Annotated in this window: 13 protein-coding genes; 8 read left to right on the top strand and 5 right to left on the bottom strand. The window is 59.5% G+C overall.

The features are described from left to right. Positions 1-4 precede the first annotated feature (4 nt). Genes HJA_RS13385 through HJA_RS13370 form a run of 4 tightly spaced genes read right to left on the bottom strand, consistent with a single transcriptional unit; the run spans position 5 to position 3649 of the window. Positions 5-1144 (bottom strand): ABC transporter permease, encoded by a 1140-nt coding sequence (locus HJA_RS13385; RefSeq protein ID WP_035583178.1) that lies wholly within the window; start codon positions 1142-1144, stop codon positions 5-7. Beyond that, complete coding sequence (locus HJA_RS13380) at positions 1141-2073, bottom strand: ABC transporter ATP-binding protein (protein ID WP_035583176.1); 933 nt, start codon at positions 2071-2073, stop codon at positions 1141-1143. Before HJA_RS13380 ends, HJA_RS13385 begins: the two co-directional genes overlap by 4 nt. Further along, a complete protein-coding gene (locus tag HJA_RS13375; RefSeq protein WP_162177071.1) occupies positions 2073-3026 on the bottom strand; it encodes an HlyD family secretion protein in 954 nt (317 codons plus the stop codon). The genes HJA_RS13380 and HJA_RS13375 overlap by 1 nt, the downstream gene beginning before the upstream one ends. Next, positions 3023-3649 carry a TetR/AcrR family transcriptional regulator gene (locus tag HJA_RS13370; RefSeq protein WP_035583172.1) on the bottom strand — a complete coding sequence of 209 codons (627 nt, stop codon included), beginning with the start codon at positions 3647-3649 and terminating at the stop codon, positions 3023-3025. The genes HJA_RS13375 and HJA_RS13370 overlap by 4 nt, the downstream gene beginning before the upstream one ends. A 241-nt stretch (positions 3650-3890) precedes the next feature. Between HJA_RS13370 and HJA_RS13365 the strand changes: the two genes are divergently transcribed. From HJA_RS13365 to HJA_RS13355, 3 genes are all read left to right on the top strand, one after another. Beyond that, positions 3891-4241 carry a helix-turn-helix domain-containing protein gene (locus tag HJA_RS13365; RefSeq protein ID WP_035583170.1) on the top strand — a complete coding sequence of 117 codons (351 nt, stop codon included), beginning with the start codon at positions 3891-3893 and terminating at the stop codon, positions 4239-4241. A gap of 13 nt (positions 4242-4254) precedes the next feature. After that, positions 4255-5127 (top strand): TolB-like translocation protein, encoded by an 873-nt coding sequence (locus tag HJA_RS13360; RefSeq protein ID WP_162177070.1) that lies wholly within the window; start codon positions 4255-4257, stop codon positions 5125-5127. A gap of 287 nt (positions 5128-5414) precedes the next feature. After that, positions 5415-8291 (top strand): hypothetical protein, encoded by a 2877-nt coding sequence (locus tag HJA_RS13355; RefSeq protein ID WP_035583167.1) that lies wholly within the window; start codon positions 5415-5417, stop codon positions 8289-8291. Here HJA_RS13355 and HJA_RS18820 read toward each other — a convergent pair. After that, a complete protein-coding gene (locus HJA_RS18820) occupies positions 8288-8416 on the bottom strand; it encodes a hypothetical protein (protein WP_277813108.1) in 129 nt (42 codons plus the stop codon). The two genes, HJA_RS13355 and HJA_RS18820, sit on opposite strands and share 4 nt — an antisense overlap. Between HJA_RS18820 and HJA_RS13350 the strand changes: the two genes are divergently transcribed. Genes HJA_RS13350 through HJA_RS13330 form a run of 5 tightly spaced genes read left to right on the top strand, consistent with a single transcriptional unit; the run spans position 8403 to position 16627 of the window. After that, entirely contained in the window at positions 8403-11075 is a 2673-nt protein-coding gene (locus HJA_RS13350) for a TonB-dependent receptor domain-containing protein (RefSeq protein WP_051597693.1), read from the top strand. The two genes, HJA_RS18820 and HJA_RS13350, sit on opposite strands and share 14 nt — an antisense overlap. Positions 11076-11121: 46 nt before the next feature. Continuing rightward, complete coding sequence (locus tag HJA_RS13345; protein ID WP_162177069.1) at positions 11122-11979, top strand: type II secretion system protein N; 858 nt, start codon at positions 11122-11124, stop codon at positions 11977-11979. A gap of 3 nt (positions 11980-11982) precedes the next feature. Next, on the top strand, positions 11983-13935 hold the full coding sequence (gene gspD, locus HJA_RS13340) for a type II secretion system secretin GspD (RefSeq protein ID WP_035583163.1): 1953 nt from the start codon (positions 11983-11985) through the stop codon (positions 13933-13935). Further along, positions 13932-15419: a GspE/PulE family protein gene (locus tag HJA_RS13335; RefSeq protein ID WP_035583161.1), complete on the top strand. Its 1488-nt coding sequence runs from the start codon at positions 13932-13934 to the stop codon at positions 15417-15419. The genes gspD and HJA_RS13335 overlap by 4 nt, the downstream gene beginning before the upstream one ends. Continuing rightward, positions 15419-16627, top strand: a complete 1209-nt coding sequence (locus tag HJA_RS13330) for a type II secretion system F family protein (protein ID WP_035583159.1) — start codon at positions 15419-15421, stop codon at positions 16625-16627. The genes HJA_RS13335 and HJA_RS13330 overlap by 1 nt, the downstream gene beginning before the upstream one ends. Positions 16628-16638 lie beyond the last annotated feature (11 nt).

Genomic DNA, 16638 nt, shown 5'->3' with positions numbered 1-16638 from the left:
GTTCCTAGTCGAGTGTCCGCCGGTAGCGGAGCATGGCAATGCTGACAGCAACGGCCGTGAAGAGGCACAGGGCGAGGATCGGCGCCTGCAATTGGGCGAGGCTGGTATCCTTCAGCATGACCCCACGCACGATACGCAGGAAGTGTGTCAGCGGCAGGACTTCCCCGATGGTCTGCGCCCATTCCGGCATGCCGCGGAACGGGAACATGAAGCCGGACAGCAGGATCGAGGGCAGGAAGAAGAAGAAGGTCAGCTGCATGGCCTGCATCTGCGTGCGGGCGATGGTCGAGAAGGTGAAGCCAAGCGCAAGGTTTGCCAGCACGAAGACGGAGACGCCGAGGAACAGGATCCACGGATTTCCGATAAAGGGCACGTTGAACAGGATCCGTGCCGCGAGCAGGATCAAAAGGGTCTGCCCGGCCCCGACCACGACATAGGGCAGGATCTTGCCCAGCATGACCTCGATCGGCTTCACGGGCATGGCGAGGAGATTCTCGATTGTGCCCTGTTCGGACTCCCGCGTCATCGCGATGGCGGTGATCATCACCAGCGTCATGGTGAGGATCACACCCAGCAGGCCGGGCACGATATTGTAGCTGGTCTTGGCTTCAGGATTGTATTTCTGGTGAACCACAAGGTCGAAAGGCGGCGGCCCGGCGGCAAGACTGGCCAGCGGCCCTTTCAGGTCGTGGCGCAGGGCATCCGTCAGGATCGTCTGCGCGAAAGCGACGGCACCCGATGCGGCGGCGGGATCGGTGGCATCGGCTTCGATCAGCAGCTGCGGACGTTCGCCCCGAACCAGCTTGCGCGTGAAGCCTGACGGAATGGAGACAACAAAGGCGACCTCGCCGCGGGCCAGCAGGTCGCCCGTTTCGCGCGGATCGTCCGTCTGCATGACGAAGTCATAATAGTCGGACGTCCTCAAAGATTGGACCATGGTGCGGACAATGGGGGTCTGCTCTTCCACCAGCAGCGCCGCGGGCAGGTGTTTGGGATTCATGTTGATGGCATAGCCGAACAGGATCAGCTGCATGATCGGTATGCCGAACATGACGGCAAAGGTCAGGCGGTCGCGCCGGATCTGCACCGTTTCCTTCATGAACACCGCCCAGATGCGGCCGAATGATCGGAAGAGGCCGGTCATGCGTGCACCCGTTTGTCTTCACCGGCTTCCGCGCTGAGGGCGATGAAGGCGTCTTCGAGGCTCGTGCGCACCTCGTTCCAGCTGACGTCATCTGTCGGATGCTTGTCGATGGCAGCCTGAATGGCGGCGCGGTTCCGGCCGCTGACATGGAGGGCGGACCCGAAATAGGCGACATGTTCGACACCCGGTTCGTGCTTGATGTCATCGGCCAGGCGGCGGACGCCGGCGCCTTCGCCCCGGAAGGTCAGCAGGCCGGACCGGTCGATCACGTCAGGCACCCGGCCTTCGATGATCTTTTCGCCATGGGCGAGATAGACGATGCGGTCGCAGCGTTCGGCTTCGTCCATGTAATGGGTCGATACCAGCACGGTCATGCCCTTCAGGGAGAGGTGATGAATCTCGTCCCAGAAGTCGCGCCGCGCCTGTGGGTCGACGCCGGCGGTCGGCTCGTCCAGCAGGAGGAGTTTCGGGTCATGCATGGTCACGGCCGCAAGGGCGAGACGCTGCTTCCATCCGCCAGAGAGGGCGCCGGACAGCTGATGCTGGCGGTGTGTCAGACCGAGGGTTTCAAGGGTCTCGTCCACCGTTTGTCTTGTATGGGGCAGGCGGTAGAGCCGGGCCACGAATTCAAGGTTTTCCCGGATCGTCATATCCGTCCAGAAGGAGAATTTCTGGGTCATATAGCCGGTCAGTTCACGGATCTGGGCGGCGTCCTTCCGGATGTCATAGCCGAGGCATTGGCCCGTCCCCTCGGTGACCCGCAGGAGGCCACAGATCATCCGGATCGTCGTCGTCTTGCCGGACCCGTTCGGGCCGAGGAAGCCCCAGACCTCGCCGCGTGGCATCTGGATGTCGACCCCCGCGACAGCCGTTTTGTTGCCAAACCGCTTGACCAGCCCGTGGACGTCAATGGCGTAATCTGTGGCCATCACCAATTGACCTCGACCGGCAGTCCCGGGTGAAGGCCGGCGCCAACCGGGACTTTCGCCTCGACCATGAAGACAAGCTTCTCCCGGGAATGGCGCGCATAGATGACCGGCGGGGCGAATTCCGCCTCATGAGCGATGAAGGAGATGTTCGCGCTGACCGGACTGGCGAGCCCGTCGGCGGTCACGGAGACGGAGTCGCCGACGTTCAATGCAGAAAGGTCCGTCTCCGGAACATAGAAACGGACTTTGAGGGCATCGTCGGGCAGGATCGCCAGAACCGGCGCGCCGGGTGTCACAAACTCGCCTTTGCGGAAAAAGACTTCCTCCACCCGGCCGCCGACCGGGGCCATCGTGCGTCTTTCATTGAGCCGGTATTCGGCGGCGGCCTTTGCGGCTTCGGCCGATCTTGTGGCGGCGTTTGCGGCCTCGCGGGAGGCGTCGCGGCCCGGAAGGGCGGCGACTTTCAGGTCCTGTTCGGCCGCATGAACGGCGGCCGTGGCCGCGTCGTATTCCGCTTCGACCGTGTCGCGCTGGGATTTCGGGGCAAAGCCCTGATCGACCAATGGGAGAATCCGGTCGCGTTCGCTGGTTGCTTTCTCCAGCCGGGCCCGGGCCGCTGACAGCTGGGCCTCAAGCCGTTTGATCTCGGGCGGGCGGGCGCCGGTGCTGAGGTCTTCGGCTTGCGCTTCGGCCTGGTTCAGCCTGGCGCCTGCTTCGGACACAGCGGCTTCTTCGGCTGTGCTGTCGAGCTGAAACAGAAAGTCGCCTTGTGCGACGCGGCTGCCTTCGCTGACCGTCTGGTCGATGATCCGTCCGGCGGCAGGCGCGGCGACATAGGTCCAGTCCGCTTCGACATAGCCGAGATGGACCGGCTCGTCCTGCTGGCTGCAGCCGGTGACGCTCAGCAGAAGAAAGCCGGCCGCCAGTGTGGCAGGCTTCAGAAACGGGGTCATGATACGCATCGGATTTCCAGGGCTTTGAGCATCATCTGCTCGTGAATTTCGAAAAGCTTGTCGAGATCGACATCCGCTTCGGAGTTCTGGTTGAAGACCCCCTGCCAGAGTGCGGAGAAGATGATCGGCGCCATGATCAGGCGGGCCGTCAGCTCAGGATCTGCAATGTTGGCTTCACCGCGCGCGTCTGCGCGGCTGAGCAGGGCGGCAATCATCGCCAGCACCCGCTCGATCAGGTCTTCCCGGTAGGCGCGGACCAGATCTGGAAAGAGCTGGCTGTCGCCGATCAGGACCTTCATCAGCCGGGGCAGGTCCGTCTGCCGGATCAGCGTGGGAGCGAACTGCCGGATGCCCTGCAGAGCTTCCTGCAGCGTCTCTGCCTGTTCGGTGATCTGTTCGACGATTTCCAGATTCGGGTAAGCGAGGGATTCGATCAGCCCCTGAAACAGGGCCTCTTTCGAGTCGAAATAGAGGTAGAGTGTGCCCTTGGACAGGCCGGCGCGCCTGGCGACATCGTCCATGCGCGTCGCTGCGAAGCCCTTCTCGAAAACTTCGTCAAGCGCAGCCGTGAGGAGCGCCTGCCGGCGTTTGTCCTTCGCTGCGTCACTTCTGGCCCGGAGCATGGCTCACCTGGATAATAACTGACTGGTCGGTCATTTAATGTGTGGCATGGCGCCGGTCAATGGGCTTACACATTTGTAATTGCCGGATTTTCAGTCGGCATGACGGCCCCGGCGGGCTGTTGCATGCTCTCCGGACAGGCAGATTTCCGGGGCGGGGAGACCGTCAAAGAAGCTTTATATTTCTGACATCAAACTTTCGGCATGGGCTTCTAAGGGTGCCTGCCTGAAGTTGGAAAGACCCATGCCGAGCGACGATCACTTTGTTTACTCCCTGGAACTCAAAATTCTGGATCTTGAGAAAACGGTACAGGAGCTTGAGCGCCGGCTAAGCGAGGTCGAAGCCAGGCAGGCAGCGGCTGTTCAGAGTACACAGCCTGACATTCCGGAAGATGTGCTCAAACAGATCGAGCAGGGCGAAAACCCTGTCCGGGCGCTTCGCCAGTACCGGCTGATGACACAGAAGGAACTGAGTTCGCTTTGTGGTATCCGCGCAAACCATATCTCCGCCATGGAACGTGGCATGCCTTTCGGGCTGAAGACCGCCAAGCGACTCGCTGAGGCGCTGGACGTGCCGGTAGGCCTTCTCACCTGAGGAAATGAAGTCCATGAAGATCAAGATCCTGGCGGCTGGTGTCGCGTCTCTTTGCTTCTTCGGAGCCTGTTCCGAGGCCCCGCCGCAAGGCCCCGTGAAAGTTTTCCCGGACGCAGAGACGCCGGACATCCGCCAGCCTTCCTATTCCCTGACAGAGAGTCCGGACGGGATGATCCGGATCTTCACCAAGGAGAATGGTGACGAGGCCTGGCTCTATGAAATGCACCGCACGAAAGGTGAGTGGTCGGAGCCGAAGCGCATGGACCTTCCGGCCCGCCGCCGCCTGAAGGGAGCCAGTTTCAACCGTCAGGACGGATCTCTCCTGTTCGCGACAGATGCTGAAATGCCACCGCCTTTCAAGGGAAAAGACCTCAACATCTGGCGGGTTACCTGGGATGGTGAGTCGTGGGGAGAGGCAGAACCGCTTGAGGGCGAGATCAATACCGGCGCGAATGAGACCATCGCGTCGGTCGCTGAGGACGGCACAATGATCTATGTGTCCAATCGCCCGGAAATGGATGGATTTGGCTATGGCCTCGGGGAGGCCCATCAGGACGGATCCGGCGAATGGAAGATCACGCGCTTCCTGACGGACCTCAATGACATTCGGACCGATGACCATGCTGTGATTACAGCGGACGGTAACCGGCTTTTCTTTTACTCCCACAGATCACCAAAGGCGGGCGGGGCTGACATCTGGACCAGTACACGGCTTGCGGATGGAACATGGAGCCCGCCTGAAAACCCGGGAGCGCCCCTGAATTCCGAAGCCAATGAGTTCGGCCCCGGCCTGTCGGGTGATGGCAAGACCCTGTTCTTTGCGCGTGACGGCCTGTTGATGCAGATCCCGCTGGATCAGGTCCTTGAGGGCGAGCCGGTAAGGTAAATTCCGTAAGACAGAAAACCTGAAACCTGGCGTTGCCTGGCAGGTAGCCAGAGGCTTTCGCATGCCTTCCGCAGCTTGCGGACCTCAAGATATTCCGGGCCTCCGGGGCGTTTCTGTCCCCATCTGTGTCCGTCACAAAAACTTAATCAAACCGTTTCGCAACCGTAAACCTGCGCTGCCATAAGCCGCGACGGCGTCGGGAGTTTTCCACGGGGATTCGGGGGCTCGCGCATGCCGGACAAGGGATACATAGCGGCTCCGGTGCAGGGGTCTTAGAGGGAAGTTTCATGAAAATCCGCAAATCACTGAAGCTGGCAACGATGGCGAGCCTCGCCATTCTGACGCTGGCCGCATGCTCGGACACGACCATCTCGTCGCCCGGCCAGCCGACCACGCCGGTTAGCCCTCCGCCGCCTCCGCCTCCGCCACCGCCGGCATCTGCGACGATCGATCTGGTTCCGACGGCTGGTTGTCCGACTGGCACCAGCGAGACGACCCTCGATGCGATTGCGGCTGATGGCTTTTCCGACGTGCTCGTCTGTGCGCTCGGCAGCGGTTCCGGTTCGACCATCGTGACGACCGACATCAACATTCCTGCGAACACGACGATTGCGATCCGTGGCCCGGTCTTCATCGGGTCTGATACGGCGAACGGCGGAACGGCTGCCATCCTCACCGTTGGTGAAGGCGTGCGCTTCTTCGGGGCTTCCGCATCCGGTACGGCAACGGCCACCGACGACTATATGGTCGTTTCCCGCGGTTCCCGCATTGAAGCTGTTGGTACGGCTTCCAACCCGATCCGCTTTACGTCCCGCGCCAAGCTGAATGACGAAGAAACCGGTTCCAGCATCACTGAAGCCAGCACGACCGCGCAGTGGGGCGGTCTGGTGCTGAACGGTTTTGCGCCGATCAACGCCTGCTCCAGCGCTACGGCAACGGGCGGCACGGCCGAATGTGAAAAGTCCGGCGAGGGGTCGTCCGGTCTCTTCGGCGGTGACCAGGCCAACGACAATTCCGGCACGCTTCAGTATGTGTCTGTGGAATATGCAGGCTCGCGTCTCACCACGGAAGACGAACTGAATGGCATCGCGTTCCAGGGCGTTGGCGCAGGCACGACGGTTGATCACATTCAGGTCCACAACAATCTTGACGACGCTGTAGAGTGGTTCGGCGGGACCGTCGGTGTGAAATACTTCGTGGCCACGGGCACCGGCGATGACTCGATCGACTGGACGGACGGCTGGTCCGGCAAGCTCCAATTCGCGGTTGTTCGCTCCACCAATCCGTCTTCGGAAGATCCGCGCGGCATCGAAGCAGACAACCTGAACAATGCAAATGCCGCTGAGCCGTTCTCGAACCCGAGCATCTCCAACGTGACGCTTGTCGGCACCACGGGTAACCAGCAGGGCGTTCTGCTCCGCCGTGGCACCAAAGGCCGTCTGGTCAACACGATTGTGACCGGCTTCGAAAGCGGCCTGGACGTCGACGATACCCAGACCTTCACCAACTATAATGATGGTGACCTGGTGATCGAGAGCCTGTTCCTCGACAACCCGACGAACTTCACCAACGACACAGATGGTGTCCCGACATTCCCGGCAAGCGCTAATATTCGTACCGGCAACAACACGCTGACGGATGAGTTCTTCCCGGGTCAGCAGGAGCTTAACGTTCCGGTTTCGACCGTGCTTTCAGGCGACAGCTTCTTCGACACGACCGACTATATCGGTGCATTCGCACCTACGGAAACCGTGACCAGCAACTGGGCCTCCTTCGCTCAGCCGGGCACGCTTTTCCCGGAAACCGAGGCAAACTGCCCGTCCGGCACGACCCAGAACGGCACGCTGGATAGCAAGAAGCTCTGTGTGATCAGCGGCGCGAACGCCATCACGAGCGACCTGCACCTGACGAATGGCGATCAGCTGATCTACGAACTGTCTGGCGCCGTCTTCATCGGTGTGGACCAGGGTGCCGATCCGGCAAACCCGGTGGCCGGTTCTGCTGCGACCGACCTGACCATCGATGCCGGTGTGACAGTCGTCGCTGAGGGCAATGATGACTACCTCGTCATCACCCGCGGTTCCAAAATCCTCTCGAATGGTACGGCTTCCCGCCCGGTTGTCTTCACCTCCAAGGACAAGATTGCCGGCACCGGTACGTTTGACCAGGACACCAAAGGCCTCTGGGGTGGTGTGATCCTGAACGGCCGTGCACCGATCAACGCCTGTGCTGACGCCGGTGCAACCGGCGGCTCGGTTGACTGTGAGAAGTCTGGCGAAGGCTCTTCGGGCTTCTTCGGCGGTGCAAGCTCCGACGATGACTCCGGCCAGATCTTCTACACCCGCGTAGAGTATGCCGGTGTCCGCCTGACCAATGATGACGAACTGAACGGCATTGCCTTCCAGGGCGTCGGTTCGAACACCGAAGTTGAGTATGTGCAGGTCTACAACAACCTGGATGACTGCTTCGAATGGTTCGGCGGCACCGTCAGCGCCAAGCACATGCTGGCAACCGGTTGCGGCGACGACCAGTTCGACTGGACCGATGGCTGGCAGGGCTCTCTGCAGTACGGCATTGCTTACGGTGGTGTATCGTCTGCAACGGGCGGCATCTCTGAAGACCCGCGCGGTCTTGAGGGTGACAACCTGAACAATGACAATGCAGCCACGCCGGTTTCCACACCGCGTATCTCGAACATCACGATCATTGCAGGTGGTGATGTGAATGCCGATACGGGCGCTGTGCTCCGCCGCGGCATGATGGGGACGGTTGCCAATGCCATCGTTCTCGGCTGGCCGGATGCTGGCATCGATGTTGATGACACTCAGACCATCACGAATTTCGACAATGGCGATCTTCAGATCCAGTCCTGGTTCCTCTCCGGAAACGGCGACGACCTGGAGAATGACGGGGAAGACCCGACCTTCACGGCTGCGAACAACCTGGTCACCGGTAACCCGATCACGACCAGCGGCTTCACCTTCCGCTCGGGCCGTCCGGGTGTGGTTCCGGGTGCCAATGAGAACGCCGTTCCGGTGTTCGATGTGACCGGCATCGGTGAATTGGAGCCGACGACCTATATCGGTGCTGTCGAAGATGCCAACGACACCTGGTTCCTTGGCTGGTCCATCGATCAGGAAGGTAACCTCACCAGCGCGAACTAGTTATCGCGCCGGCAATCGGGTGGAGCAGCGCGTACCGGCTGCTCCACCTCTTTTGCTTTCTTAGCCACTCTTTCTTGCGACTGGTTCAGTTTCGCATTCAGGAAAAACAAGATGAAACGTTTCATGTCCGCCCGCTCCGTCCTGCTGACGAGCGCCTGTCTGGCGTGGATTTCGCCCGCGCTGGCCCAGGACGCCACGGTCGCCGATCCCGCGGCTGCTGTAGAAGAACAACCTGCTCCGGTCGAAGTCGAAACTGAGGCACGCCAACAGACGGTTGTTGTCCGCGGCCAGTTTATTCCGGACGAAAAGCGCAACACGTCCGAAGTTTCGGCGCTCATTGACGAGGGCGATTTCAGCCTTCAGGGCGACGGAGATGCGGCGGCTGCACTTGCCCGCGTGGCGGGTATCGCCGCAGCGGAAGACGAATTCATTTATGTTCGTGGTCTGAACGAGCGCTATTCGACAGCTTTGCTGAACGGATCGCCGCTGCCAAGCCCGGCACCGCTGCGCCGCGTTGTGCCGCTGAACCTGTTCCCGACCTCGACGCTGAAAAGCGTTCTCGTGCAGAAGACCTATTCGCCAAACCTGCCGGGTGAGTTCGGCGGCGGTACGGTCGACCTGCGGACAAAAGCTGTTCCCGATGAGCCGTTCCTGACCGTTGGTGTCAGCGCTGGCATCGACGTCCAGACGTCGCTGCGCGATGGCCTGATGTACGATGGTGGTGAGACTGACTGGTTGGGCATTGACGACGGCTCCCGTGACCGTCCGTCTGTCGCCGATGGACTGACCCGCGAATTTGGCCGGCAACTGACGGATAATTCCTCTCTGCTGGTCATGCAGCAAGGGGAAGTAAACCCGAACGGTGGATTTGACATCTCAGGCGGCACGCGTGTCGATCTGAACAATGATGTTTCCATCGGCTTTACCGCATCGGGTGGCTATTCCAACGAATGGGAAACCAAACGCGGTGAGCGTAGCTTTGGTGCGATCAACTCCGGCACCGGCCGTCTTGAGCCGAACCAGAAATTCACTCGCGACTCCACGCAGAACACGATCGGCCTGAACGCACTGGCCACGATCGGGGTGGATCTGTTCGACAACCACGAAATCAAGTTCACAGGGCTGGTGACCCGTTCCTCTGAAAAAGAGGCGCGCATTGTCAGCACTGGGCTGGACGGGTTTACTCAGGAAGATACGCGTCTTCGTAACGACTATCTTGAGTGGATCGAGCAACAGCTCTGGTCGACCCAGGTTCAGGGTGAGCACTTCTTCCCGGGCCTTCATGACCTGAAAGTCGAATGGCGCGGATCCTATTCCGAAGCCCTCCGTGATGCCCCGTATCAGCTGTCGAACATCTATCGTATTGCGGACGATGGTAGCCTCTCGCTGTCCAACAGCCCGAGCGCGAACCGTATGCAGTTCAGCCGGATTGACGATGACACCACGGACTTCGGCATCGACCTGACCCTGCCGCTTGACCGGGCAGGGGACTGTTTCTTCTTCTGCGAAACGGAACTCAAAGCCGGTTACGCTTATGTCGAAAATGACCGTAAGGCGACGAGCTTCATCTATGACATCAATGGTGTCGCGGGTGCGCCCGGGCCGGATGGCCGCTTTGGGACAAACCGTCTCGACTATATCTATGCCTATTTGTTCCAACCGGATGGGCCCGGCTTCATCACCGAAATCAAGAACGACGGTTTCCCGCAGCTTTATCTGGCAACGCTTGAGATTGATGCCGGATATGTCGGCCTGGATACTCAGGTCACGCCTTATATCCGCGCAGCTGTCGGCGTTCGTTTCGAGGATGCGATTCAGGCGGTCGATACGCAATCAATTGGTATGGACCTGTCGACGAACTTTGTGGAAGGCGTCATCGATGAGCAGGACTGGTTCCCCGCAGTCACGCTGACATGGAACCCGATCGACGCAGTTCAGGTCCGGGGTGGATATTCGGAAACGATTACCCGCCCGCAGTTCCGCGAACTGGCCCCGGCCGTGTTCAACAATTCCGAAACCGATGTGACCTTCTTCGGTAACCCGTACCTGGTGAATGCTTCGATCAAGAACTACGACCTGCGTGCCGAATACTATTTCGCACGTGATCAGTTCGCGACGATCGGTCTGTTCTACAAGGACATCACGAACCCGATCGAGGAAGTCCTCGTGCCGGCGGAAACCGTTCAGACGAGCTTCATCAATGCGCCGGCTGCTGAGCTCTATGGCTTTGAGGTCGAATATGAGCAGGTGCTGCCCATGCAGCAATGGACCGGCTGGTCATTCTTTGATGATCGCGAACTGCAACTGAAGGCCAACTACACCTGGTCGGATTCCTCGGTTGATGCCGTGGGCGAGGTTGCTGTGAACGTCGGGACCAATCTCAATCCGGTTCGCGGGTTTGAAGATGCCTCCGGCCTGATCCTGGACGGACGCCAGCTGCAGGGCCAGTCAGAACACCTGTTCAACCTTCAGGTCGGCCTACTGAACGAGAGCGCACGTTCAGAATACAACCTGCTCGTGAATTACGTTTCGGAAAGGATCCGCTCAGGCGAAATCCTCGCTCGTGGGATCCCTGCATTCCTCGAACAACCGCCAATGACCGTAGACTTTGTGTGGAACAAGGGCTTCAATATGGGCGGCGGAGACTACGAATTCTCGCTGAACGTCCAGAACCTGTTCGGTGAAAGCTATGAAGCCTATCAGGAAAGCGGTCCTGACAAGGTTTTTGTGGACACTTACAAGCAGGACACTGTGTTCAGCATTGGTCTGAAACGGAGGTTCTGATCATTTGACTGGATCTGAATCCAGAATGTTCAATGGGGGGTCCGCGATGGAGAATATCCGTCGCGGGCTCGTCCGTTTTGCCGGGCCTGCAATTATGGTTACCGAGCTGCTCATCGTGGCCGGACTGGCCATTCTTGCGGCCAAGACCGTGTGGCTGGTGATTGTTCCCGGCGGCGCAGTTTCTGGCACGTTGCCGATGGTTCAGAGTCAAAGTGCCGTTTCGGGCAGTACCGCACGTGAACTTGTCGGAGACATGTCGCTTCTGGTCACGACGAACCCTTTCTCCCGTGTGGCTGAACCCGTTGAAGATGTTCAGGAAGCACCGGAAACCAAGCTAAATCTTGTCCTGAAAGGCGTCCGGGCATCGGCAGATGGCACGGGTGTTGCGATGATTGTGATGCCGAATAACCGGTTGAGCATTTTTGCGCCGGGCGAGACCATCCTGGAAGGGGTGGTGCTCGACCGTGTGTATGGGGATCGCGTGACCTTGCGAAAGAATGGGCAGATCGAAGCTCTGTTGATGGGGAGCGGCGCAGACAGGCTGGCAGTTCTTTCTGAACCTGGTGATCCGTCGCCTCGGAAGACGGGTAGCCAGCCTGAGGACGAAGGCCGGATCATCAGCACGACAGCCAGCGATTTTCTCGCCAATCTCACGATCAACCCGGTTCACCGGGGGCAGGACTTTGTCGGGTATGAGGTCGGAAGCCGGGGGGATGAGCAGCTTCTGGAACAGTCGGGGCTGCGGTCAGGAGACATCATCCTGTCAGTGGATGGTATTCCTGTTGGCTCAACAGGGCCGGGAGACCTCGCCATGAAACTTTCTTCATTAAAGAAAGTTCGTTTGAGGATCGATCGCGACGGCCGACAGATTGATCAGGTATTTACGCTGACGGAGAAGCCGTAGCTTATGAAGTTGAAATCCGCCCTCTCCGCAATTCTGTTTGCTGCCTCCGCGCCAAGTGCATTTGCGCTTGCCGGGGAAAGCAATGCGGAACCAACGCGTCATGTGATGAATTTCGATGATGTCGAACTTTCCGCTCTGATTGCGGACGTTTCGACCGTGACCGGTTACACGTTTATCGTGCATCCTGATGCCCGCACCAAGCGGGTGACCGTTTCGTCGTCAACGCCGTTGACGCGGGACCAGGTGTTCGACGTCTTCCTGTCGGCGCTACGCGTTCACGGATTCACGGCGGTGCCTGCCGGCCGGTCGACCTATCGGATCGTGCCGGAGCGCCAGGCCGTCTCGGATGCAAGCGTGTCCGCTTCGGACTCCAACACGTTTACAACGGAAATCTTCGCATTGAAGCACTCGTCCGCGCGTGATGTTGCGGCCGTGATCAAGCCGCTGATTGCTGAGCAGGGGCAGGTTGTCGCGAATAATGCGTCCAACACGCTTGTTGTTGTGGACTATGCCTCGAACCTTCCGCGGCTTCGCGCGATGCTGAAACAGATCGATGCCGACCCGTCAGTTACGCAAACCATCAGCCTGAAGAATGTGCCGGCACGTGAAATGGCCAGTATTCTCAATGCGCTTTCCGTTCAGCCCGGAGAGAATGGTGCGGCGATCAACTTCCAGGCGGTGTCGTCGGAGTCCGGCAACGCTGTGGTTCTGCAGGGCGATGAAGCGCTGGTCCGGCGTGCCGTCGAAGTCAGCCGTGAGCTCGACTCCCATGACCGGACTGAAGACTCGTTGAGAGTTATTCCCCTGAACAATGCCAACGCTGTCGATCTCGTTCCTGTTTTGCAGCAAATGGCTGTCGCGATGGACGCGCGGCGAGCGGCAGGCGGTGAGGTGGATGCGACTACGACCATCGCTCAGCACGAGCCGACGAACTCTCTGGTCATCAGCGCCCCTCCGGAAACGCTCGGCGCGCTGGAGCGCATCATCACCGATCTGGATCGGCGCCGTGCGCAGGTGTTGGTTGAGGCGATCATTGTGGAGATGTCGGATGATACGGCGCGGGAGCTTGGCCTCCAGTTCCTTGTGTCTGGCAGTAATGATTCCACAGTGCCGTTCGTGTCGACAAACTATTCGCGGTCTGCGCCCAGCATGCTGGCGCTTGCCGGTGCGCTCAGTTCCAATACGCCTTTCAACACCGGCGACACCGACACGAACCCGTTCGCCGAGGCGGCGGTCAACTCCCTGCTTGGGCTGTCCGGTCTGAGTGTCGGCGTTGGTGGGCAGGACGGCGACACTTTGTTCGGTGCGATCCTGACAGCCGTAGAGAACGATACCCAGTCGCGTATTCTGTCCAAACCATTCAACATGACACTCGACAACGGCACCTCCTCGCTCCTGGTGGGGCAGGAAGTTCCCGTCGCAACAGGCGAAGTGCTGGGAGATTCCAACTCGAACCCGTTCCGCACCGTTGAACGCCGGGATGTTGGTGTTGGCCTGAATGTCACGCCCCGTATTTCGAATGATGACACGATCCGCCTCGACATCATCCAGGAAGTTTCCAACATCGCCCAGGCGATTACGACCGGGTCGTCTACGGATCTTATTTTCAACACCCGCAAGATTGAGACCAGTGTCATCGCCGATGACGGAGAGATCATTGTGCTGGGTGGTCTGGTCGAACAGACTGAAAGCATGTCGAACGAAAAGGTGCCGGTACTCGGGGACATTCCTGTGGCGGGCCGTCTTTTCCGCTCCGAGGGTAAAGGGCTTGCACGTACCAATCTGATGGTTTTCATCCGGCCGACCATCGTGCGTAGCCGGTCCGATGCCCGGGATGCCACGACGCGGTCCTATCGCTATTTGCGGGCTCAGGAGCTTTGGGAAGGTCAGGGTAGCAGCGGGGAATCCCTGGACCGCTTTATCAATCAGGTTCTGGGGAGTCCGCCGCCCCAATGATTTCCGGCCCCGCCATTGAACAGTTCACTTATGCCTTTGCCAAGGACAAGGGCGTTGTCGTCTTGCCTGGGCGTGATGTGCTGACTGTCGGCGTGCGGGCAGGGGCGGACCCGTTGGTTCTGGTTGAAGCACGCCGGTCGCTCGGCACGGCGTTTCAGCTTGAGGCGCTGGATCGTGACGCCTACGAACGGACACTGGCTGACGTCTTCGCCTCAGGCGCACTTGCCGGGGACAGCGTCAACGCGGCGGCCGATTCACGCGACGGACTGGAAAGCCTGATCGATGACCTGCCGAAGGCAGCAGACTTGCTGGATGGGCAGGACGATGCGCCGGTGATCCGGCTGATCAACGGGCTCATCCATGAGGCGATGAAGCGCAGGGCATCCGATATTCACATCGATCCTTTTGAGGACACGCTCTCGATCCGCTACCGGATTGATGGAGACCTTGTGGAAGTCCTGACGCCGCCCAGAAAACTGGCAGCGCCAATTGTTTCCCGTATCAAGGTCATGTCGCGACTGGATATTGCAGAAAAGCGCCTCCCTCAGGATGGGCGGATTTCATTGTCCGCAGGCGGAAAATCTATTGACGTACGTGTGGCGACCCTGCCAACCCGCTATGGTGAGCGGGTGGTCCTGCGTCTTCTGGACACCAAGAACGCACTGCTGGACCTGACCGATCTCGGCATGGATGAAGAGACATATCAGCGGTTCACGGATGCGCTGAGTCAGCCCAATGGCGTTATTCTGGTCACCGGGCCAGTCGGCTCCGGCAAGACGACCACTTTGTATTCAGCCCTTTCGCGCCTGAATACAGGGCGTGACAATATCATGACTCTGGAAGACCCGGTCGAATATGGATTGCCCGGGATCAGTCAGACCCAGATGGACCACAAGGTCGGCCTGACATTTGCCGCCACGCTGCGATCCATTCTGCGGCAGGATCCGAATGTGGTTATGGTTGGCGAGATCCGGGACTCTGAAACCGCGGAAGTGACGTTCGAATTTGCGTCAACGGGCCGTCTGGCGCTCTCAACCCTGCATACCAATTCCGCATCTGGTGCGATCACGCGTTTGCGGGACATGGGCGTTGAGGACTATCTGCTTTCCTCGACGCTTCGTGCGATCATGGCGCAACGCCTCGTGAGAAAGCTCTGCCCTTCCTGCAAGACGTCCCGGAGCGCGACGCATGCAGAGTGTGAGGCGCTCGGATTGGGCGGCGAAACGGAGCTGACCGTCTATGATCCTCAGGGATGTCTGGCATGCGGTCAGACCGGCTTTACCGGCCGCCTAGGTGTGTATGAATTGCTGATTGCAGACCGGGACATTCGAAATCTGCTGGGAGATGGCGCGTCGGAGGACGCGATCGATCAGATGGCGTTTGCCAATCATGATCGTCTGCTGGACAATGCACGCCGCTATGTCGTCTCCGGTGACACAAGCGTTGCGGAGGTGTTGCGGGCCTGCAGGAAAGGAGGTCAGTAATGGCCGCCTTTGAGTATGTTGCCCTTGATAACGACGGAAAACGCCGCTCCGGCGTGATCTCCGCCGATAGCGCCCGTTCGGCCCGTAAAGAGCTGCGGCTTCGGGAGCTGATGGTCCTCAATGTCAATCCTGTAGCGGAGAAACAGGCGAAGTCGGTTATTCTCCGCGGCCGCATCAGCGAAAAACAGCGCGTGCTGCTGGTTCGTCAAATGTCGGTGTTGTTGAAATCCGGCCTTGCGGTGGAGCAGGCGCTCGGCGCCTGTGCCGGGAATGAAAATCCGGTTGCCGTCCAGAAAGCCGTGCATACCGTTCGGGCTGATGTCGTCGAAGGCGCGCGCCTGTCTGACGCGATGGCGCTCGCGCCCGATGCCTTCCCGCCGCTTGTTCGCGCGGTCACGTCTGCGGGAGAAATGTCCGGCAAGCTCGGCGACATCATGGAGAGTCTCGCTACGTATCTGGAGCGTACCTATCAGCTGCGCCAGAAAGTGCGTGCGGCATTGATCTATCCAGCGCTGTTGTCCGTCATGGCTTTGGGTATGGTCGTTGCGCTGATGGTCGTCGTCGTTCCCCGCCTTGTCGAGCAGTTCGACCTTTTTGACGCAAAGTTGCCCCTTCTCACACGGATCGTCATAGGCCTCTCCAATGGCGTCAGGGAATATGGCCTGTTTATTCTTCTTCTTCTGGCCGCGCTCTCCTTCCTTGGAGCCCGCTTGCTGCGTCAGCCAGCGATGCGGCGCAGCCTTGACCGCGCCGTGTTGAAACTGCCTTTGATAGGGCAGCAGACGCGCACTGTGGCCGCGGCACGCTTTGCGCGGGTCTTCGCGACACTTTCCGCATCAGGCGCTACAGCGCTGGAATCTCTTGAAGGCGCAAAAGGCGCAGCCAACAATACTGTCTTTGCGGATGCTGCGGACTTCATTGCTGAACGTGTGCGGGAAGGCGGGTCTTTTTCGGCAGCGCTCTCCGCAACGGGCGCATTTCCGCCGATGATGGTACATATGGTCACCAGCGGAGAAGCCGGGCGTGATGTTCCGGGTATGATGAACCGGGCAGCCGACTTTCTCGACACAGAGTTCGAAACCGGATCCGCAGCACTGTTGGCAGTCGCTGAACCGCTCATCATTGTGCTGATGGGAGGTATCGTCGGACTGATTGTCCTGTCGATCATGTTGCCCATTCTGCAACTCAATACACTCGCTATGTCATAGGAGGGCACTGC

Source organism: Hyphomonas jannaschiana VP2, from assembly GCF_000685215.1.
Taxonomy (GTDB): Bacteria; Pseudomonadota; Alphaproteobacteria; order Caulobacterales; family Hyphomonadaceae; genus Hyphomonas; species Hyphomonas jannaschiana.
The sequence above is the reverse complement of the archived record's forward strand: the minus strand, read 5'-3'. Positions and strand labels throughout refer to the sequence as shown.